Raw genomic sequence first — 18,548 nt, forward strand, 5'->3', positions numbered from 1 at the left:
CGCAGCCCAAAAGCGCTCGGCCCCTTCGGGGAAGCCCGAGCTTGGCCGATTTCTTCGTTGCTCCTCGGTCACATAGCTACCGCTATGCTCCCTCGTCGCGCCTCGAACTCGCCTCAAGCTCGGGCCTCCAAATTGATCATATTATTACTTGACAGGGCCTTATCTCAGGAAATCCCTGATCCAGGGAATCTGCGCGTAGGGGCGGATCGGGCGCGGAGAGTGCTTGGTGTCCACAAACACGATTTTGGCCTTGGGGAAGGTCTCGTGGAAAAGATTGATGTGGGCCGGCTCGTTCTCGAAGCCCGCCGCGACGACCCCCTTTTTCTGCAGGCGCTGAACCGCCTCGTTCTTGAACTCCCAGTCGGAGACCTCGAAGCGGGGCTTGAGGATGAGTTCGACCTCGCCACCATGCTCGGGCATGGGGAAATTGTTGCTCTTCAGAGACTCCAAGGTTCCGGTCCTCATGGTTTCATCGCGCCCCGTCAGGTACACGAGGCGTCCCCCGCTCTTGAGGACTTCCCGGCAATACACCGCGGCCCCGGGAACGGCGAGGTCCGTGCGCAGGTATTCGTTGGTGAAGAACCGGCTCTGCCAGAAGCTCTTGAGCTCGGCCAAGATCTCCGGTTCTTTGACCCCGACGGAAACGGCGGTGTCCAAGATCGAGTAATGCAGATGCCCGGAGTCGAGCTGGCACAAGGTCCAGGCCTCCTCGAAGAAGTTCAGGCGTATGTGGATTTGGGCGCAGAACTCTCTGAGAATCCTTATGTGCCTCTGGGCCGTGGAGAGCAAGGTGTCGTCGAGGTCGAAGACGACCAAGGGAGAGGAGGCACCAGGCCTCTTGGATTTCAGTTCCCGGAGGAGGGTGTTGAGGACTTCCTTTTGTTTCGGGATCACACCGGCACCGCCTCCTCGTTCTCGCGGGGCAGGGCGGAAGCGGGGCCCAGGCTCACCGTCGTGTTCATCGGAGTAGCCCTCCATAGAGGGAGCATCAGAAGCGCGCCGGCCGCGGAGAAGGGCATGATCATGCAGGTCCAGGCCCCCCAGCCGAATTTATCGAGAAGGGCTCCGAGGAGAAAGCCGGCCAGGCCGGAGGCCACGTATTGGACCCCGTCCAAAAGCCCGGTCACCGTGGCCGCGGCCTTGGTGCCGCCGAAGTCCATGGAGGCCGTGCCGGAAAGCATTCCGTGCACCCCAAAAATCCAGAGGCAGGTAAATCCGATCATGAACGAGGCCATGGCCGGCGACGAGGCCCGGCCCAGGGCGGCCAAGGCGGCGATTTGCCCCAAGTAGAAGATGAAGGCCACCGGAGGCCTTCGGGACTGGAAGCATTTGTCCGAGAGAAACCCGCACAAGAGCCCCCCCGCGATCCCGCCCAAAGTGATGCCCAAGGTCGCCATGGAGAATAAGCGGGTTCCATGCTGGACATGATGGACTTCTTTGAGGAAAGGCACGAACCAAAGGAGCAGCCCCTGGCGGACAAAGCCCGTGCAGAACTCCGCGGCGGTCAAGGTGAGGATTACAGGGTTGGAGAACACGTTCTTGACGAGATAGGAGAAGTCAACCGGCTCGTCCTTGTCAGATCGTCCGCTCGTAGCGTCACCGGTGTCGAAATTCGAGAAGCCCGCTTGGGCGGGCGTATCGGCCACCAGGACCTTGTCGGCGAGCATCATGGCGGCGACGGCGGCGGCGGGGATCAGGAAGACGCAGTACCAGGGCATTGAGGCCAAAATCCAGCCCCCGATCGTCATGGCCAGGAAATAGCCGCTCGAGATCATAATCCCGAAGATGCCGCCGAAGACGCCGCGCTCGCGCACGTGGAACCAGGGGGCGTTGATCTTGACCACGGCCAAGGCCCCGAAGGACTGGAAATATTGGTTGACCGCGTAAAGCAGGCTCATGCCCAGGAGGACCTTGGAGGCCCAGCCGTTGAGAAAGAGCAAGCCCACCGCCGCATTGACCAAGGCTGTGCCGAGGGCCCCGAAGAGGATGGCCTTCTTTCCCCCGCAGCGGTCGGTCAAGGGGCCGTTGACGATGACGGAGAGGGCGTAGGTCCAAAAGCCGGCCGTCGCGATCAAGCCGAACTGGGCCTTGGTAAAATGGAACCGGGTCATGAGCTCGGTGGAGGCGACGTTGAGGTTGTACCGGCTCATATAGAACGCGGCGTAGGTCAGGCCCAAGGGGAACCAATTCCAGAAGCGCCTGCGCCGGTAAGCCGCGCTGTGGGGTGTCACGTTAGTGCCTGATCCTAGCATATCCGAGTCAAGGGTGGTATAGCCCCTTCGATGACGGTGAAGTTGATCGACGAATCGCCGAAGGTGTAAAGACGGGCATCCTCGCTGCGTGTCGCCCGACCCCTAAAAATTGGGGCTTTTTCGGCAACCTGCTAAAGAGGTCCCGGCTTTCGACGCGGCCCCCGGGCGGTCGCCTCAGGCGCAAGGCCACGGCGGTCCTTGAGCGCCCGTGCCCGCTCGAGTATGTCCCGGACCATCTCGGGGCGCAGGTAGCCCAGGGAGGGCATGAAGTCGGTCATGAAGAAGCCGTAGGTGTGGGAGGCGATGAGCCCCCCGTGCGTGCCGGCGCGGCCGGCCACGGCCTTGTCGAAGACCGCCGGGCCGAAGGCGTAGCCTTCCTCGAAGCTGACGAGCACCGTGGCCGGATTCTGGACGAGGCCGCCCAGCCCGTCCCATATGCGGTGGATGGCGTCGGGGTAGCCGTGATCCCGGGTGGCCTGCCACCAGCTCGAATCCAGGGCGAAGCCGCGCACGTCGAACCGGCCCGCGGCCTTAAGCCGGCGCGCGACGCCCTCAAGACCCAGGGGGTCTCCGGAAGAGGCCTCGTAGCGGTAACGCTCGCCCAGCCTCGCTATCACGGCCTGCCCCCGGGGTCCGACCACTTTGATCCCGCCGTCGGCGCGGAAGAGACAGAGGTCAACTCCCCTCACCCCCGAAAGGACCCGGCACATCCGCGGTGCGTTTGCGGGATCCGTATAGACGGCCGCCGCCCCGACCAGCCCGTTCTCCGGCAGGACGAAATCCTCCTTGGCCGCCAGCGCCCCGACGGGATTAAAACCCGCGGAGCGCAGGGGTCCGGCCAAGTCCACGCGCCGGTTGGCGGCCAGGTTGTTACCGTGGTCCGAGAACATCACGATCTTGAGGGGGATCGGCAGTTCCGCCCTCGTCTTCTCAATGAGCGCGTCGAATTCGCGCAGGAAGGCCTTGAGCCTCTCCTCGCCCTCGACATGGGCGATCGGGTCAGTTAGGCCCATGTAGGCGATGAACTGGTCGCCCTGGAAGCGGAGTATCCGCTTCTTGAGTCCCGCGAAGGCGAGGTCGGAGAAGCCGCGGGGGAAGGCATAGGCGATGTAGCCGGGAAAGCCCAGGAAGTTGAGGGTCGGGTGGTAGTCATAGTGCTCCTTGGGCGTGGCGAAGACCTTCTTGGCGAGGCTCAAGCCCTTGAGGCGGCCGGCCGCCACGTCGTAGTAAAGCCGCTCGTAGCCGTAGGGCGTGCCGCCGGTCAGCATCTTGGAGAAGCTGGGCCGCGTCAGCGAGGGGAAAGTGCTCACGAGACGAGCCGGCTCCTGGAAAACCCTGAAATGCCCCTCGGCCTTGAGCTCCTGGATGACGCGGTAGGGAACCCCGTCTACGGCCAGGATCAGGCAGAGGAAGGGGCGCTCACGAGCCCCGGCCACGGCATCCCGCAGTTCCTCCTTCTCAATGTTCCAGTTCCGGCTCATCACCCAACGAGCGTAGAAACGGGGCAAGGCGGCCAGGCCCGCCGTCAGGAGACCGAGCGAGACAAGAGAGAACGCCAGAATCCGTGATTTTCGCGAGGCAAGCATAGGCTGCCCGTATTGTACAAAAAAGCGCGGGGCGGGGGAGGGCTTAGCCGAGCCTGGGCACGTTGGTTAGGGTCTTAAGGCCTAGTCTAGACTAGGCCTTAAGACCTAGCACGTTTGGGTCCTAAGTCCTATACTTTATTTCCCTGGGTTTATTTAAAATGGGCGCGTGAGAAGGCAAGGCCTCTCCCTGGCGCTGCTGCTTCTGCCCCTAGCCCCAGCCTCGGCCGGGACCACTACCCGCTGCTGGAAAACCGGGGACTTCCTTGGACGCGCCTACCACGTCGCCTTCATAGGGAATCCCGAGCGCAATCTTTCCATCCGCCACAAGCGCGGGGGCGAGCCATTCTCGCGAGTCCAGGACCTCGGCGTAGTGGTCACAAACGGCACCTTCTTCGATCCCATGCTGAGAGCACTCGGGGACATCCTCATTCCCGGAGAGCCCCCCTACCGGCCGCCGTGGCTGGTGAGCAAGCGAGAGCCGGGGCGCGTGGTGGACTTGAGGCGGCGCTGGGGAGTCGGCGTGCGCCGCGACGGGACCCTCGCGATAGCCCGGGGCCGCGCAGCGCTTTCCGAAATGAAGCTCTACCTCGGCGGCGCGGGAATCCTGCTCATTGGCGGCGCGGATCGGAGCGATGACAATTATCCCGAGACAGGCGTGCCCGGAATCAGCTTCCCCAGGGACGTCATCGAGCGCCGAGCCGGGCGCACCGCCCTCGGGCTTGCCCTGGAGAATGGAGAAACCATTCTTTTGATCGTAAACGTCCCCTCTCCCGTGGGACTGTTCGAGCAAGGCAGCGCTGCCCTGGGCTTGGGCGACAAGGGTGCCAGCGTCAAGGAGTTGGCCCAACTCATGAAAACCCTTGGAGCCCGGGACGCCGTGTTCTACGATGGTGGAGGCGCGTCCGCCTTCGCCGCCGGGCCGCCAGGAGCCAAGGATATCCTCGTCCCGCCAAGCAACCCCCAAGAGGACAGGAACCCCTCCCACATCATCGTAAAAGCCTGTCAGTAGCGCCGCGCAAGGCGGCAATCCCAGCCGCAGGCGGGCTTCCATCATTCCCCCTCCCGCCACTGCGGCACCTGGTCGCTGTTGTAGTCGCGCCGGGCGATATTGCTGACCTGGGGCGCAGCGTAATCAAACACTTTCTTCATATCCACGGGCCCAGTGCCCGCCTGCTCCTTGATGCCTTTGAGCAGGAAGTAGGTGAAAAGCCCGTGCCGCTGCGCCTCATAGGCATGGCTGATCTGGTCCGAGGCCGAGGCGGAAAGGACCCTGATGTTGGAAGGGACAACTCCGCCCATCCTCACGTTGACCAGCGGGCGCGCGCCCTTGGCGAGAATAGAACGTCCGCCGGCGCCCGAGAAGCACGAATCCACGATGACGGAGATATCCCTGGTCGGGAGTTGGGAGAGCGCCTCATAAAGACTCTTGAGTTGGTAGCCCGTCTGTTTAAGGTACGTCGGGTCGCCGTCATAAGGCACCAAATAGGCATCGCCCGTCTCGGGATTGGGCGCGCCGTGACCCGAGTAATAGACAAGAACCTTGGCGTCCTTCTCCACGCGGTTGGGCAGCCACTGGTCAAAATATTTCTCGAAATCGCCTTTGGTCGCCTCGTCGTTGACCAGAGTGGCGACGTTGGCATCCTGATAGCCCATAACCCGCGTCAGATAGCGCGAGACAAGGCGCGCGTCCATGTCGGCGAAATCGGCGTCCGGGAGCTTCTGCCGGTACTTGCCGACGCCGATCACCACGGCATAGGCATCCCGGCGCGCCGGGGACTTGGCCGCCGGAAGGTCGTCAACGTCGGAGGCGACGCGTGCGGGCGAGAGAGCGGGCGTCTTCGGAACGCTCGCCACGATCTGCGGCCCCGAGAGCACCGCGACGATCTCCTGATACCCGAGGGCTTGAGCATACTCCAACGCCGTCGGCCGCCCCCAGCCTGGCTGCTTGAAGGCCGCCGCCCTGTCTGCTCCCGCCTCCAGCAACAAGCGCAGCGCCTCGGGCTTATTGTCCATTGCCGGCCCGTAAAGCACTGGATACCCCGAGGAGGATCTCCCGTTAGGATCGGCTCCGCGGGCAAGGGCTTCTTTCATCCTGTCTGTCAAGCCCCATGCCCCCGCCAAGTACAGCGCCTCGATGAGCTCCTGGCGTTCGCCGCTTGCGATCGCTTCGGCTATCCGTTTCTCGGCGGCCGCCTGTCGGCTCTCAAGAGTCGTGCAAGCGGAAAGCAGGAGCAGCAAGGCGGCAACGACGGCATTTTGGTTCCTGCCACTCCGCTTCACTTAGAGCGCCTCCAGAGAATCCTTGGCGGTCCGCCTGCCCAGCCCCATCATTTCCCCTGCCGCCATTGCGGGTCTTGGTCGGCGTTGAGCTCGCGGCGCGCGTAGGCGCTGACTTTCGGCTTCAGGTAATCGAAGACCGACTGCATGTCGTCGCCCTTTTCCTTGAGCCCCTTGAGGAAATAGTAGGTGAAAAGCCCATGGCCCTTGTCCTGGTAGGTGTTCGAGATCTGATCGCCGGCCGAAGCCGCCATCACGGCGAGCTTGGCCGGGACATCCGTCTGCGCCACGGTGACGAGCGGCCTTGCGCCCGCGGCAATCACCGAGCGGCCGCCCGCCCCGGAGAAACACGAGTCCATGACGACGGTGATCTTCGCGGCAGGGAGCCTAGCCAAGTGCTCGTACATCTTCTTAAGCGGATAGCCGGTCTCGGCGATGTAGGTCGGGTCGCCGTCGTAAGGAACGAGATAGGCGTCGCCGGTCTTGGGATTGGGCGCGCCGTGGCCGGAATAATAGACGAGAACCTCCGCGCCCGCCTCGGCATGGTTGGGAAGCCAACGCTCGAAATATTTCTCGAAGTCGCCTTTCGACGCCTCGTCGTTGATCAGCATGGCGAGGTTGGCGTCCTGGTAGCCCAGCGCCCGCAAGTATAGCGTGACCAACTTGGCGTCAGCGTCCGCAAAATCGGCGGCAGGCAGCTTATGCCGGTACTTGCCGACCCCGATCACGACAGCATAGGCATGAGACTTGGCCGCCGCCGCGCGCGGCGGCGCGTCGACATCCGAGGCGACCGGTGACGACTGGACCCGCTCATGCTCCGACATGGGCGCGGAGCGCGCGAATTCCGCCAGCTTCGCGGAGCCCAGCAGCGCGCTTTCCATTTGGTCGCGTGCGGCCTTGATGGCGATGCGGTTGATGTCGTCGGTCAGCAGGAACGGCCGCCCCTTCTGCCATCCATGGACGGCCAGTTCCTCGATCGACTGGCCATCTGGCTTTGAAAATCGCGCGCGCGCCTGGACGTGCGTGATCCCGAACATATTCGCGGCGTACTTGACGTTCACCGACAGGTTCACCCTCAAATCGGCATCGCGCGCAGCGGTCTCCGCTAGCTTTTCGAGCAGGACTAGCTGAAAATGGGGTCGGAAAGCATCAATGATCTGTTCGGCGACTTGGCCGTCCGAGGCTTCTCTGGCATCTGCCGGAACGAACACCGCAAGGCTCAGGCGATTGAGAGCCAGGTTCACCGGGCGCTTCACGGCCGCCGGTGAGGCGCAGCCCGCAAGCAGCATCGTCGCGGCGAAGGATGCGAGGGCCAGTCCTCCGTACCCAGTTTTCATTAGCCTCAGCCGGGCGAAGCCGCGCTGGGCGGCGGAGACATCGTGGGCTTGAGCGACGCCGGGAGGTGGCCTTCGATGACAGCGGGCGTCTTGACATCCTTGGGCAGCAGGTCCAAGCGCTTGAAAACGGGGTGCTCGGCGTTCGGCTGGGAGTCGAGCGAAGTCTGGTGGCCGGCCACGCTCGAGGTCGGAACCATGCGAATAGTATCCCACGGGCAGTCCTTGGCGCAAAGCTGGCAGCCGATGCAGATGTCGTAGTTGACGTAGACTCCGAAGGTCGAGGGGTCGTCGCCGAATTTCTCGATGCAGCTGGGGACCGGGCAGACGGCCACGCAGACCTCGCAGCCGGTGCAGGCCCCCAAGTTGACCAGGGCCTTGATCTTGGCGCGGGAGGCGCCCTTGACCAAAGCAAGCCGCCGCGCGTCGTTCTGGGGGAGCGGCATTAAAGCGCCCCCATGAGGCCCCGGACGTGCTCGGGCACTTTCACCTTGCGCAGGACCTGCCTCAGGCGGCCGTCGGGGCCGATAACGAAGGTGGAGCGCTCCACCCCCAGGTACTTGCGGCCGTACATGGATTTCTCCTTCCAGACGCCGTACGCTTGGCAGATTTTCCTGTCCTCGTCCAGGAGCAGAGGGAAGGGAAGGGCGTGCTTTTCCTTGAAGCTGCGGTGGGACTTGGCGGGATCGGGGCTCACGCCCAGGACCACCGCGCCCTTTTTGAGGAAGGCTTCGTGGTTGTCTCGAAAATCGCAGGCCTCAACCGTGCAGCCCGAGGTATGATCCTTGGGGTAGAAGTAAAGGACGACGGTCTTGCCCCGGTATTGCTTGAGGCTTTGGGAGCGGCCCGCCTCGTCCGTCGTCTCAAAAGCGGGAGCCGCGTCCCCGACCTGCAACTCAGCCGCTGCCTTGATCGCCATATCGCAAGTATAGCAGTTGGCGGAAATTTAATTCAACTTCGGGCGGCAAGGAGGATCTTGGCGGCCTCCCTGGCCGCGCTCGGGCGGCCGAGGGCCTTGGCCCGGGCGCGCAGGGCCTCGAGGCTCCCGTTGGAAAACAAGCGCTTGAGGCTCTCCGTCAGCGCGCGAGGAGATTGCGCCGCGATGGCTCCTCCCTGGGAGAGGAGGTAGCGCGCGTTTCTTTCCTCCTGGCCGGGGATGGGATCGACGATGGCCACGGGAAGCCCCACGGCCAAGGACTCCGCCATGGTCAGGCCCCCGGGCTTGCCGATGAGGATGTCGGAGGCGCCCATGAGGCGGCAAAGACTCTCAGGCTCTTGGTGGGAATAGACCTGAAGGCGGCTTCCTCCGCGCAAAGCCTCCAGGTCCCGGGCCAGCGCCTCGTTGCGCCCGCATAGGGCCAGGACGTGGGCCCGCGGAAAGTCGGCGAGGAGGCTCTGCGCAATTCTCGGCAGGGGACCTAGTCCACGGCTGCCCCCGCAGAGAAAGAATACCTGGGCCTCCTGAGGCAGGCGCAGTTGCCTCCTAGACTCCTCTTGGGGAAGCGGCATCTCGAAGGCCGGGTGGACCGGGATCCCGGTCACGTGGATCCTCTGGGGCGGGATTCCCTTCTTGCGCAAGGCCTCGGCGACCTCGGGAGTGGGGGCGAGATATATGTCCACTTCCGGACTGATCCAATAAATGTGCGCCTCGTAATCCGTGATCACTCCCGCCAGGCGCGCGGAGAGCCCCCCCCGTTTCTTCTCGAGGGCCAGGGCCGCCAAGGGCGGGGCGTGAGTACAGACAATGAGGTCGGTGCCGAGCTCCGCCAATTTCGAGCGGCACTTGCCCCCCTCCAGGAAAAGGTAGAGCCTGCGCCAGTCGCGCGCGAATTTCGCCACGGACTCGTTGTCGTAAAGAGTCGCCCAGAGACCCGGGACGCGCTTGATGACCGACAAGTAGGCCTTGGCCAGGGCCGGCCCCAGAACCGGATGGAGATCGGAGGAAATGTTGACGCGGGCGGCCTCGCCTCCCTGGTCGGAAATGGCCTTTTCTAGAGCCAGGGCCGCGCTGGCGTGCCCGGAGGGCTCATAGCCGTAGACAAGGGCGACACGCACGGGAAATGCCCCGCGAAGCGGGGCAGGCTAGAGGTCGTTATCCTTGGCCAACTCCTCGTAGCGCTTGGGGTATTTGGCCTTGAAGTCGGCGACCAGCTTCTTGCGATGCTCGGCCCACTTGGCGGCGTCGGCGCCGGTCTTGCGCTGCTGGCTGTCGTGGACGAGGAACTTCCAAATCTTGGCCGCCTCGCTATCCTTGCCGCCGGCGCTGATGCCGCAGCCGGGCTTGGAGACCATCCTCTTGACGTAGCGGTTCCAGATGTTCCACTCGACCTGCCAGACCGTGTTGTCCTTGAATATCTCCGGCTGGTCTTTCTTGAGTTTTTCGATGGAGGCCTTGCGCTCGGCCTCGTCCTTCCCAGGGAGCTCCAAGAAGCGGCTGTTGAGGGGACGCGCCGCGGTATGGCAGGACTGGCAGTTCTTTTTCTTGTCCGAACCGAGCATGATTTTATATCCGGCTTGGACGTCCTTCGGATAGCCCGCGAGAACCCCCTTGTCGAGTTCGGCGGGGCCCAAGTCGTTGGGGTAGGGATTGGCCATGGCCTTGGCCTTTTCCTCATCGGCGGCGGATTTTCCAGCGGCACGGGACGTCGCAGGCGAGAGGATGAGGCAGGCGGCTAGCGCGGCAAAAGCGGACATTTTTTTCATGGGCATTCTCCTTAAAAAACGCAACGACCACGACGAAACTCCTAAAGACGCCACGACTACAGCAGACGAAAGCGGCTTAGAAGCCGCTTTCGTCTTTCTTGGCGACGCTCAAGAGCCAGCTCGCCAAATCCTCCAATTCCTTGCCCTTGATTTTATCTTTCCAGCTGGGCATAAACAAGGGCGGGGTCGGGCCGTTGGGGTTGAATTTCGCGATGGCCGAGGCGGGCACCCCTTGGGCGATCTTCTTCATGAGCTCCTCGTGGGTGTAGGTCCCGACCACGTCCACCAAGGTCGGCTCCCGGCCCTTGGCCATGTCCTTGAGCGGGTCTTCCTGCCCGGGCCCCATGGCGTTGAAATTGCGCCGGCCCTTGAGCGCGTCCAGCCCGTGGCAGCCCTGGCAGCCGTATTTCTCGAAGACGAATTTCCCGTGCCGGACCGGGTTGTAGATGCGAGGCTGGGCCTTGGGAGGAACTGAGACGAAGTATTTATGGGGCAAAATTTCCTCGGTCATGGACATAAGAAAAGTCGTGATGGCGGCCGCTCCCTCCTGGCCCAGTTCGGCGCGGAAATCCTGCATGCCGCTGGGCGCCACGGGCTCCGGGTTGAACTGGGCGTGGGGGTCGTTGGGGGTGACCTCTATGGGGTCATTGGTCAAATGTCCCATGATCCAGTTCTGGATGTTCCAATCGTGCCGCGGCAAGGGCTTGCCGTCCTGCATGATCCGCGAGAAATTGAAGCCCGCGATGCGCTCCAGGGGCTTGTCCGCGATGTCCTTTAGGTCCACGCTGACGATTCCCCCCTCCCCCCGTATGGCATGGCAGCCCTGGCAGCCGTGCTTGTAGAACAGCTCCTTGCCCTTGGCCGCGACCTCGGCTCCCGGGAGGGTCTCGAAATCGGCGTGGCAGCGCGCGCAGGAGGCCTGGACAAGGGAGCCCTCGAGCAGGGGCTTCTCCCAGTTATGAACCTTGCCGTGGGCGTCGACAGCCGTGAGGGCCAGGCCCTGGCCCTGGTGGCAGACCGTGCAGCCGTACTTCTGGAAAGGATGGTTCTTGACCACGGAGTCGATTTTTGGATGGGCCTTGTAGGGATGCTGGGCGAAGTCGCTGGTCAAGGTCGGGTTGGCGTACTCGTCCATGCCCACGTGGCAGGTAATGCAGCGATCGTAGCGCTGCAAGTCCTTGACGATGATCTGCTTGATCTCAAGATGCGTGCGCCGGAGCTTGGCCGCCTCTGCCTTGAGCCTTTCGGCCTCCTCGGGGCTGGCGGAGGCCGCCTTCTTATCCAGGGTTTCGGCCGCCATCTTGTAGTAGGTCCTCTGATAACCTTTCCACTCGGCCGAGTAATCGAGGGCGAAGGCCGCGGCGAACACGGCCAGGATCGCGGCGTTAAAGAAGTAGAACAGCTTTCGCAGGCTCATTTAGATGTTCATGCTGACCGCGGGAAGGGTCAGGATGTATTTGACGTTAAAGGCCAGGCGAGCTCCCATCTTAAGGAGAATGCCCATGGTGCAGACCACCAGGAACATGGTCACAAGATACCGAGCCCAGTCCACGGCACGGATGTAGCGTTGGGGCAGAAGGAAGCCGAAGTAGAAGTAGAGGTAGCCAAAAAAGATCAGCCAAATTCCCTGACTCATCGGCACCTTCCAGCCCAGGCGCGCCGCCAGCGCCAGCAAGGCCATGCCTGCGAAGAAGCAAGCCTGCGCCTTCCTGCCGTCTATGTCCTTTTGGACGAGCTTGGGCAGGAGCATGGAGCCGGCGAAGAAAGCCCCCAGGACCGGAACGCCCATCCAAACCGGCAATTTGGCCACGTCCGAGGGGCCAAACAGGCTCCAGGTCGGGGCCGGAGCGGGCTTGGGCATGATCCAGGAGTCCCAAGGCCAGTACCAGAAATAGTTCGGCCCGCGGCAATAGTAGCCGATGAAGATGAGGATGAACCACATGGCCACTCCCAGCATGAATAGGGCGTTGGCGAAGGGTCGCTCCTTCCAGGCATAATAGCCCACGCCCTTGGGGCTCGGGTCTATATAAGGTATGGCCATGAGGCCTGCTATGATGAGCCCTGGCACGGCCACTCCAGCGATCCAAGGATCGAAATAGACCAGCAGCTCCTGGAGGCCCACGAAATACCAGGGGGCCTTGGAGGGGTTGGTGGTAACGTTGGGATTGGCGATGCTCTCAAGCGGAGCGTTCTGCAGGACGCTCCAAAGCATCATGAAAAGCACGCAGGCCGCGGCCGCGATGTACTCCCGGACGATCAAGTGCGGCCAAACCTCGAGTTTCTCCTCGTCGGCCTGATAGGGAGCGGCTGAGAAGCTGTCCTTCCTGACCCGCCAGAAGTGGAGGATGAGGAGTATCCCCACCAAGAGGGGCACCGCCACGCAGTGGAGGACGTAGAACCGGAGCAAGGTGTTCTCGCCCACCATGGTCCCCCCCAAGAGCACGAAGCGCACGTCATTGTTGATGCGCATGCCCATGAGGGACCCGAAAGGACCCTCGTTGCCGAGCCCGGGAGTGGCCCCGGCCATGTTGGTGCCCACGGTCACGGCCCAGATGGCGAGCTGGTCCCATGGGAGAAGGTAACCCGTAAAGGACAGGAATAGGGTCAAAGTCAGAAGAAGGACTCCCACTCCCCAGTTGAACTCGCGGGGCTTCTTGTAGGCTCCGGTCAAAAATACCCGCACCATATGGGCGATGACCATGACCACCATGGCCTGCGCCGACCAGCGATGGAGGTTCCTCATGAGCTTGCCCAAGGTGACGGCGAACTCGAGATCCTTCATGTCGCGGTAGGCGAGATCTATGGTCGGCCGATAGTAGAACATCAAAAGAACGCCGGTCAGAGTCAACAAGAGGAACAGAACGAAAGAGAGGCCACCCAAGCCCCAGGTATAGGTCCACTCAAGAGCGCGCTTGCGGGCGCGCACCGGGTGCAGGTGGAGCCATACGTTGCCGATGATGTGGGCGGCACGGTCGCGCGGCGTGTCTTTCCAGACGCCTCCGCGGAATACGCTGCGCCAAATCTGGGAGTCAATGACTTCTTTTTTTATTTTTTCGATGTCCAGGGCGGGCATTTCCTATGCGGTGAATTCCACGAAGTACGGGGCCTTGTCCCGGCTCCCCGGCTTATTCTCCAAAACAGCCTTGTCTATGATGAGGTCCCCGGTCGCGGCGAGGTCTATCTTGGCCCGCCACAGCGGCTTGGGGGCGGGGCCCGCGATCACGTCCCCCTGGGGGTTGAAGTTCGAGCCGTGGCAGGGGCACTTGAAGCGGTTCTGGTCGTCGAACCAGTTGGGGGTGCAGCCGAGGTGGGTGCAGCGCGCCCACAGGGCGTAAAAGCCCTTTTCGGTGCGGATAACCCAAACACGCTGCTCGTTGGTCCATTTCGTGGAGACCCCGACCGCGTAATTGGCGGCCGGCCCGGCGTTAAATTTCTGCGAGGGCTCGTAAATCACGTTAGGGAAAAAGAAGCGGGCGGTGGCGGCAGAACCCGAGGCGAAGAAAGTCGCGAGCATGCTCCAGCCGACCCAGAGGAAATCCTTGCGGGTAATCTTCGCGGCTGCCGCCGGGGCCGCGACGGGCCTGGGAGCCGGGGGTTGGGCCGCGGAAGGCTGATTAATTTCAGTCATAAGCGGGAGATAAAATACAAATTATTTTTTGCGATCGTCAAATTCCCCTCATGGCCCGATCAGGACGATGGCCCCGCAGGCGATGCGGCCTCCGGCGTTGCCGGCGGGCTGGCTGAAGTCATCCGCTTTTTCATGAAGCACGACCGCGCGTCCGGCCACGGTCCTCGCGCCCGCGGAGAGCGCGACCTTGGGCAGCAGCAAATCGGCCGAGGCCGTGCCGTCGGCCGCCGCCGTGATGTTGCCGAAGTCTCCGACGTGCGCCCGCTTGAGGCCGTCCCTGAGCGCGTGGCCGTGGGGTTTCTTCATGGGGTTGTAGTGGCTCCCCGCGGCCTTCCCGGAATCCTCGCAGTTGCCGAACTCGTGGATGTGGAAGCCGTGCTCTCCAGGCGGCACCCCCTGCAGGCGGACGGAAACCTTGAGGCCCCCCCTGGCGTCCTCGAAGGAAACCGTGCCGCGAATGGGGGAACCCTCGGCGGTTCCCAGGATTTTTGCCGCTCCAGTCGCTGCCCCAGCCGGCAACGCCGCCGAAAAGGCGCAAAGCGCGAATATCCACTCTTTCATTTTGATCCTCCTTTGAAACGCATTTCCTCCGCCGCGCCGCGCGCGGTTTCGCGCGCCCAACGCGCGATGTTCGGATGCGGGCAAAGAGTGTCCCCGCTCCAGGAATAGTCCAGCCCCTTCAAAATCCCGGTGATGTGATCCTCTATGCCGCCGCGGGCGACAAGATAGGGGATCACCAGGGCGCGGCCGCGGGCCTCGGCCACGAGACGGCGCAGCTCCGCGGCCGCCTTGGCCTTGATCGGAACCGCGGAGTCGTCGCGTATGGTGGCGGCCGCGGCAGAGGCAAATCCCCCCTTCCTGCGCACTCCCGCCGCCAACCACCTCATGGACTTGAGCCAGGAGCGGTTGGCGGCCTCATCCACCGGACCATGGCCGACCAGGATCAAAGTCTCGCGGGCGGGCTCCCGGCTCAAGGCCCGCGCGCGCTCCAGCACGATTTGCCCGACCATGGGATGGGCGTCCAACGCCGGGGTCAAAGTCACGGGGACCGCGATGCGGGCCCGCGCGAGCGCGTCGCCGCCGTGGCCATGGGAGTGCGGCATGGAAGCCATGGCTTTCACGAAAACCTTCGAAGGCCGGGCCTTGAACCCCAGGACATAACGGGTTTGCTCCATGACCTCGGATCGGGAGCTGATGAAAAGGGGCACGGCCACGATCTTGGACACCCCCTTTGACTGCAGGCGGTCCACGGCCTTTTGGATGCTCTGGACCTCCGCCATGCCCAGAGCAGCCTCGGTCGGGACCTCCATCGAGAGCTCTTCCTGGATCTTGATCACCTCCCGATTCCATGAGGGAGATCCCCCATGAGCCAAGAGAAGAATGCCGTAAAGGAAAGTCTTTGCCATCATGCGGCCTGCCGCTCGGCGGCATGCCTTCTGAGACTGACCTCGCGCCCGCTCAACACGGACTCGTGCCAGGAGCAGAACTCCGCGGCCTTGGCGCGCGCGATTTGCCGGGCCCTTTCAAGCTCCGCGCCCCGGCTTTCCAGGTTCTCGGCCACGATGCCTTCCAGGTCCTCCAGGCGGTACAAATAGGCATGGTCGAGGCCGTGCACGGATTCCTCGACGTCCCGCGGCATGGCTATATCTATTAGGAAAAGGGACCTCCCGGAGCGGGACTTCATGGCCTCCGCGACCATGGAGCGCGTGATCACCGGTTCCGCGGACCCGGTGGAGGCGACGACGATGTCGGCCTCGGCCAAGGCCCGGGGGAATTCCTCCCAGGGGCAGGGCTCGGCCGATAATTTTTCGGCGAGCTCCGCGCCCCGGCTCCAGGTGCGATTGGCGATTTTGATCCTCCCCACTTTCTTGCCGAGAAGGTGCTTGGCCGAGAGCTCTGCCATGTGCCCGGCTCCCAGGATCAGCACCTCGCGATCCCTCAAACCCCCGAATATCCTTTCGGCCAATTGCGCCGCCACCGAGGCCGTGGAAATCTGGCCCATGGCGATGCCGGTGTCGTGGCGCACCTTTTTGCCCGCGTTCAAGGCCCTTTGAAAGAGAACGTTGGAAAGCTTGCCGGTCATGCCGGCGTCGCGCGCGGTCTCGTAGGCGGCCTTGACCTGGCCCAGGATCTCGCTCTCGCCGACGATCAAGGAGTCCAACCCCCCGGCCACCTCGAAGAGATGCTCCACGGCCCGCGAGCCTCCGCGCGCGTAGAAACGTCCCTCCAGGCTGCGGCCGGAGAGCTCCGCCAGAAGGGTCTCCGCCTTGGCGGGCGCGTCTGACTCCCGCGAAAAAAGGTACACCTCGAAGCGATTGCAGGTGGATAGGATCACGGCCTCTGGCGATCCCTCCCGGCGCAGGGCCGCGTAAAGCTCGGAATGCGGCAAGCGGGCCAGAGCCTCCCGCAGCTCCACGGGCGAGCTCTTATGGCTGAGGCCAAGGAGGGACAGCTTCATTTCAACCCCCTCCAGAAAGATAGCCGTGGAGCTGGCTCAGGAAATTGACCCCTATGAAGGTGAACACCACCGAGGCAAAGCCCACCATGGAAACGTAAACGGCCTTGCGCCCGCGCAGGCCCGCGATGAAGCGCATGTGAAGATACCCGGCGTAGATGAGGGCCGTGATGAGGGCCCAGGTTTCCTTGGGGTCCCAGCCCCAAAAGCGGCCCCAGGCATTGTAGGCCCAGATGCCCCCCATGATGATGCCCACGGTCAGAACCGGAAATGCCGCTACGATGATCTTGTAGTTGAGGTCGTCTAGCTCCTCGATGGAAGGCAGGCGGTAGCAGAGCTCGCTCGGCTTTCTCGACTTGATCTGGTGCTCCTGGATGAGAAGGGCCAGACCCACCCCGAAGGCGTTGCCGAAGGCGGCGTAAGCCGTCATGATCACCATGGGATGGATGTTGATCCAATAGCTCTGAAGGGCGGGCACGAGCCCGCTCACTTTGGGATCGGCGAAAATCACCGCGGCCCCGATCCCGAGGGCGGTCCAGGGGAGCACGAAGGCCCCCAGGATTCCCAGGCGATGCTCTCGCTCGACCACGAAGAACACCAGGGCCACGGCCAGCGCCAGGTACGACAAGGCGCCGAAGAATGTGTTGATGGGCAGGAAATACCTGTTCTCGGGAATCGCCCAGAAGGCCTGCAGGCGCAAAGCGAAGCTCGCCAGATGAAGAGCCAGGCCCGCTCCCAAGAGCCGCAGCATCCACAAGCTCCATTTCTCCTCCCGGTAAAACAGATAAGCGAACGCCAGGACGGTCGAGACCCCGTAAAAGGCCAGGACGGCCTTGATCAAAATGACTTCCATGCTCATTTATGAAACCTCCACCAGCGGACTCTTAGAAAGCCGGAACTCCTTAGCCCCCAACTTCTCCCTCAAGCCCCGCATCAAGGACTCGAATTCCTTCTCGAACTCTCTGGGCCCTCGGGAGCTCCACCCCCCCACAGATATCTGCGAGACCCCTCCGGGCTGGGGCTCGAGCAGGATCCAAAGCCTTCGGCGGTGGAGGTAGAAAAGGCAGATCATGCCGAAGAGCCACAGCGCGGAGCCGAACAAGACGACCTTGTAGCCCGGATCATAGGCGACCTGGATGCCGGAGAAGAGGATCGGATCGAGGGCCGCGAGCTGGAAGGGCGGCTCCGGCGCGCGTGAGAGAGTCCCGCCATCTCCCTCCACCAGGCAAAGCTTCGGATCGTTCTGAAAAAGCCACAGGGGGGAGGTTCGGTGCGGACCGACGTGGAAAATAAAGCGCACCGCTGGATTCTTGAGGTCCAGTGAGGCGTTTTCCACCTGCCCCCCGGCACTCACCGCGAAGTTCGGCATCATCACGTCCGCCTCAACCTCGAAGGGGGAGCCGGGAATCCGCTTGCGGCCGCGCTGAGGCAGGACCACAGTCTGCTTGCCCACCTTCAAGGTGGCGCTGCGAAACATCCCCCCCGCGCCCCAGGAGGCTTGGTAGAAGCGCACCCCCTTGATGTCCAAGGGATCGTTGACGTAAATGATCTTGGAGCCCAAGAGCTCCTCCCCCCGGCGCACTTTCATCTGTGAGGAAAAGAGTTTCGGCGTCAAGGTCCCGTCATAATAGCGCACCGTGAACTTGTCCACGAAAATTTCCCAGTCGGGCTTGTTCTGCATGGGGCGGGAGCGCCCCTCGAGAACCGGGACCATCTCCACGAAGCCCCAGACACCCTTCATCAAGGCCCCCAGAAGGATGACGACGAGCGCGATGTGGGCCAGATACGAGCCCCAGCGCTGGAGGCGGTGCCGCGTGGCCACGAAGGCGGCCCCCCCCTCCCCCGTGAACTCCGGAGCCAGGTGGTAGCCCGAGCCGCGAAGGTGCTCCTGGGCGCGGGCAAGAGCCTCGCGAGTGGACCCCTCGGCCACGAGAAAGGCTTGGAAGGGCTTGAGCCGCAGAGCCGCCTCCTTCTTGGCCAGATGCCTCTCCACCTCTTGCTCTCGGGTGAGCTCCGGGGGCAGGGCCACCAGGCCCATGTCCGGAGGGCTGCTCCACAGCTTGCAGAGGACGACGTCGATGGCCATCAAGGCCAAAAGGCCCATGAACCACCAACTTTGGTAGAGGTTGAAAAGCCCGAAGAAATCGAATAATTTTCCCCAATTCGGATAGGCGCGCATGAAGGCATCCGCTTTTTCCGGGGCTTCGGGAACCTGGGGAAGCAAGGTCCCTACAGCGGAGGCTAACGTGATCAAGGCGCCTAGGAAGATGTTGAAGCGGACCGACCTAAAAAGCCTCATGGGGCCGTTGTATT

The 18,548-nt window shown here is 62.9% G+C and carries 18 protein-coding genes; 1 reads left to right on the forward strand and 17 read right to left on the reverse strand.

The features are described 5' to 3' along the window. Positions 1–159: 159 nt before the first annotated feature. The 3 genes from HY921_02150 to HY921_02160 form a co-directional block, all read right to left on the reverse strand. Positions 160–894, reverse strand: coding sequence for a hypothetical protein (locus tag HY921_02150; protein ID MBI5629667.1), 735 nt, complete (start codon positions 892–894; stop codon positions 160–162). Then, on the reverse strand, positions 891–2,231 hold the full coding sequence (locus tag HY921_02155; GenBank protein ID MBI5629668.1) for an MFS transporter: 1,341 nt from the start codon (positions 2,229–2,231) through the stop codon (positions 891–893). Before HY921_02155 ends, HY921_02150 begins: the two co-directional genes overlap by 4 nt. A gap of 152 nt (positions 2,232–2,383) precedes the next feature. Further along, entirely contained in the window at positions 2,384–3,838 is a 1,455-nt protein-coding gene (locus HY921_02160; GenBank protein ID MBI5629669.1) for a hypothetical protein, read from the reverse strand. Between the two features lie 166 nt (positions 3,839–4,004). Here HY921_02160 and HY921_02165 point away from each other — a divergent pair, with 166 nt between their 5' ends. Next, positions 4,005–4,847 carry a phosphodiester glycosidase family protein gene (locus HY921_02165; protein MBI5629670.1) on the forward strand — a complete coding sequence of 281 codons (843 nt, stop codon included), beginning with the start codon at positions 4,005–4,007 and terminating at the stop codon, positions 4,845–4,847. Between the two features lie 41 nt (positions 4,848–4,888). Here the strand turns inward: HY921_02165 and HY921_02170 are convergent, their stop codons facing one another. The 14 genes from HY921_02170 to HY921_02235 form a co-directional block, all read right to left on the reverse strand. Beyond that, on the reverse strand, positions 4,889–6,118 hold the full coding sequence (locus HY921_02170) for a caspase family protein (GenBank protein MBI5629671.1): 1,230 nt from the start codon (positions 6,116–6,118) through the stop codon (positions 4,889–4,891). A 47-nt stretch (positions 6,119–6,165) separates the two neighbouring features. Then, the gene (locus HY921_02175; protein MBI5629672.1) at positions 6,166–7,452 is read right to left on the reverse strand and encodes a caspase family protein; all 1,287 of its coding nucleotides are present in this window, start codon (positions 7,450–7,452) and stop codon (positions 6,166–6,168) included. A gap of 5 nt (positions 7,453–7,457) precedes the next feature. Continuing rightward, the gene (locus HY921_02180) at positions 7,458–7,895 is read right to left on the reverse strand and encodes a 4Fe-4S dicluster domain-containing protein (GenBank protein MBI5629673.1); all 438 of its coding nucleotides are present in this window, start codon (positions 7,893–7,895) and stop codon (positions 7,458–7,460) included. Further along, entirely contained in the window at positions 7,895–8,368 is a 474-nt protein-coding gene (gene bcp, locus HY921_02185; protein ID MBI5629674.1) for a thioredoxin-dependent thiol peroxidase, read from the reverse strand. The genes HY921_02180 and bcp overlap by 1 nt, the downstream gene beginning before the upstream one ends. A 32-nt stretch (positions 8,369–8,400) precedes the next feature. Further along, positions 8,401–9,504, reverse strand: coding sequence for a UDP-N-acetylglucosamine 2-epimerase (locus HY921_02190; GenBank protein MBI5629675.1), 1,104 nt, complete (start codon positions 9,502–9,504; stop codon positions 8,401–8,403). 27 nt (positions 9,505–9,531) lie between these two features. Then, positions 9,532–10,152, reverse strand: coding sequence for a hypothetical protein (locus HY921_02195; protein MBI5629676.1), 621 nt, complete (start codon positions 10,150–10,152; stop codon positions 9,532–9,534). A 76-nt stretch (positions 10,153–10,228) separates the two neighbouring features. Beyond that, positions 10,229–11,569 carry a c-type cytochrome gene (locus tag HY921_02200; protein ID MBI5629677.1) on the reverse strand — a complete coding sequence of 447 codons (1,341 nt, stop codon included), beginning with the start codon at positions 11,567–11,569 and terminating at the stop codon, positions 10,229–10,231. Beyond that, on the reverse strand, positions 11,570–13,225 hold the full coding sequence (locus HY921_02205; GenBank protein ID MBI5629678.1) for a cytochrome b N-terminal domain-containing protein: 1,656 nt from the start codon (positions 13,223–13,225) through the stop codon (positions 11,570–11,572). Between the two features lie 3 nt (positions 13,226–13,228). After that, positions 13,229–13,780: a ubiquinol-cytochrome c reductase iron-sulfur subunit gene (locus HY921_02210; protein ID MBI5629679.1), complete on the reverse strand. Its 552-nt coding sequence runs from the start codon at positions 13,778–13,780 to the stop codon at positions 13,229–13,231. 48 nt (positions 13,781–13,828) lie between these two features. Continuing rightward, a complete protein-coding gene (locus HY921_02215) occupies positions 13,829–14,341 on the reverse strand; it encodes a superoxide dismutase family protein (protein ID MBI5629680.1) in 513 nt (170 codons plus the stop codon). Further along, the gene (locus HY921_02220) at positions 14,338–15,189 is read right to left on the reverse strand and encodes a hypothetical protein (protein ID MBI5629681.1); all 852 of its coding nucleotides are present in this window, start codon (positions 15,187–15,189) and stop codon (positions 14,338–14,340) included. Before HY921_02220 ends, HY921_02215 begins: the two co-directional genes overlap by 4 nt. After that, the gene (locus HY921_02225) at positions 15,186–16,238 is read right to left on the reverse strand and encodes a glutamyl-tRNA reductase (GenBank protein ID MBI5629682.1); all 1,053 of its coding nucleotides are present in this window, start codon (positions 16,236–16,238) and stop codon (positions 15,186–15,188) included. Before HY921_02225 ends, HY921_02220 begins: the two co-directional genes overlap by 4 nt. Before the next feature lies 1 nt (position 16,239). Then, a complete protein-coding gene (gene ccsB / locus HY921_02230; GenBank protein ID MBI5629683.1) occupies positions 16,240–17,094 on the reverse strand; it encodes a c-type cytochrome biogenesis protein CcsB in 855 nt (284 codons plus the stop codon). Further along, positions 17,095–18,534, reverse strand: coding sequence for a cytochrome c biogenesis protein ResB (locus HY921_02235; GenBank protein ID MBI5629684.1), 1,440 nt, complete (start codon positions 18,532–18,534; stop codon positions 17,095–17,097). Positions 18,535–18,548: the final 14 nt, after the last annotated feature.

This window comes from Elusimicrobiota bacterium, from assembly GCA_016218575.1.
Lineage (GTDB): Bacteria > Elusimicrobiota > Elusimicrobia > UBA1565 > UBA9628 > JACRDN01.

Excerpts from the sequence above, each read along its gene's own strand:
- HY921_02160 (MBI5629669.1), bottom strand. The coding sequence starts at position 3,838 with ATGCTTGCCTCGCGAAAATCACGGATTCTGGCGTTCTCTCTTGTCTCG.
- bcp (MBI5629674.1), bottom strand. The coding sequence starts at position 8,368 with ATGGCGATCAAGGCAGCGGCTGAGTTGCAGGTCGGGGACGCGGCTCCC.
- HY921_02235 (MBI5629684.1), bottom strand. The coding sequence starts at position 18,534 with ATGAGGCTTTTTAGGTCGGTCCGCTTCAACATCTTCCTAGGCGCCTTG.
- HY921_02210 (MBI5629679.1), bottom strand. The coding sequence starts at position 13,780 with ATGACTGAAATTAATCAGCCTTCCGCGGCCCAACCCCCGGCTCCCAGG.
- HY921_02220 (MBI5629681.1), bottom strand. The coding sequence starts at position 15,189 with ATGATGGCAAAGACTTTCCTTTACGGCATTCTTCTCTTGGCTCATGGG.
- HY921_02205 (MBI5629678.1), bottom strand. The coding sequence starts at position 13,225 with ATGCCCGCCCTGGACATCGAAAAAATAAAAAAAGAAGTCATTGACTCC.
- HY921_02200 (MBI5629677.1), bottom strand. The coding sequence starts at position 11,569 with ATGAGCCTGCGAAAGCTGTTCTACTTCTTTAACGCCGCGATCCTGGCC.
- HY921_02225 (MBI5629682.1), bottom strand. The coding sequence starts at position 16,238 with ATGAAGCTGTCCCTCCTTGGCCTCAGCCATAAGAGCTCGCCCGTGGAG.
- HY921_02175 (MBI5629672.1), bottom strand. The coding sequence starts at position 7,452 with ATGAAAACTGGGTACGGAGGACTGGCCCTCGCATCCTTCGCCGCGACG.
- HY921_02180 (MBI5629673.1), bottom strand. The coding sequence starts at position 7,895 with ATGCCGCTCCCCCAGAACGACGCGCGGCGGCTTGCTTTGGTCAAGGGC.
- HY921_02215 (MBI5629680.1), bottom strand. The coding sequence starts at position 14,341 with ATGAAAGAGTGGATATTCGCGCTTTGCGCCTTTTCGGCGGCGTTGCCG.
- HY921_02195 (MBI5629676.1), bottom strand. The coding sequence starts at position 10,152 with ATGAAAAAAATGTCCGCTTTTGCCGCGCTAGCCGCCTGCCTCATCCTC.
- ccsB (MBI5629683.1), bottom strand. The coding sequence starts at position 17,094 with ATGAGCATGGAAGTCATTTTGATCAAGGCCGTCCTGGCCTTTTACGGG.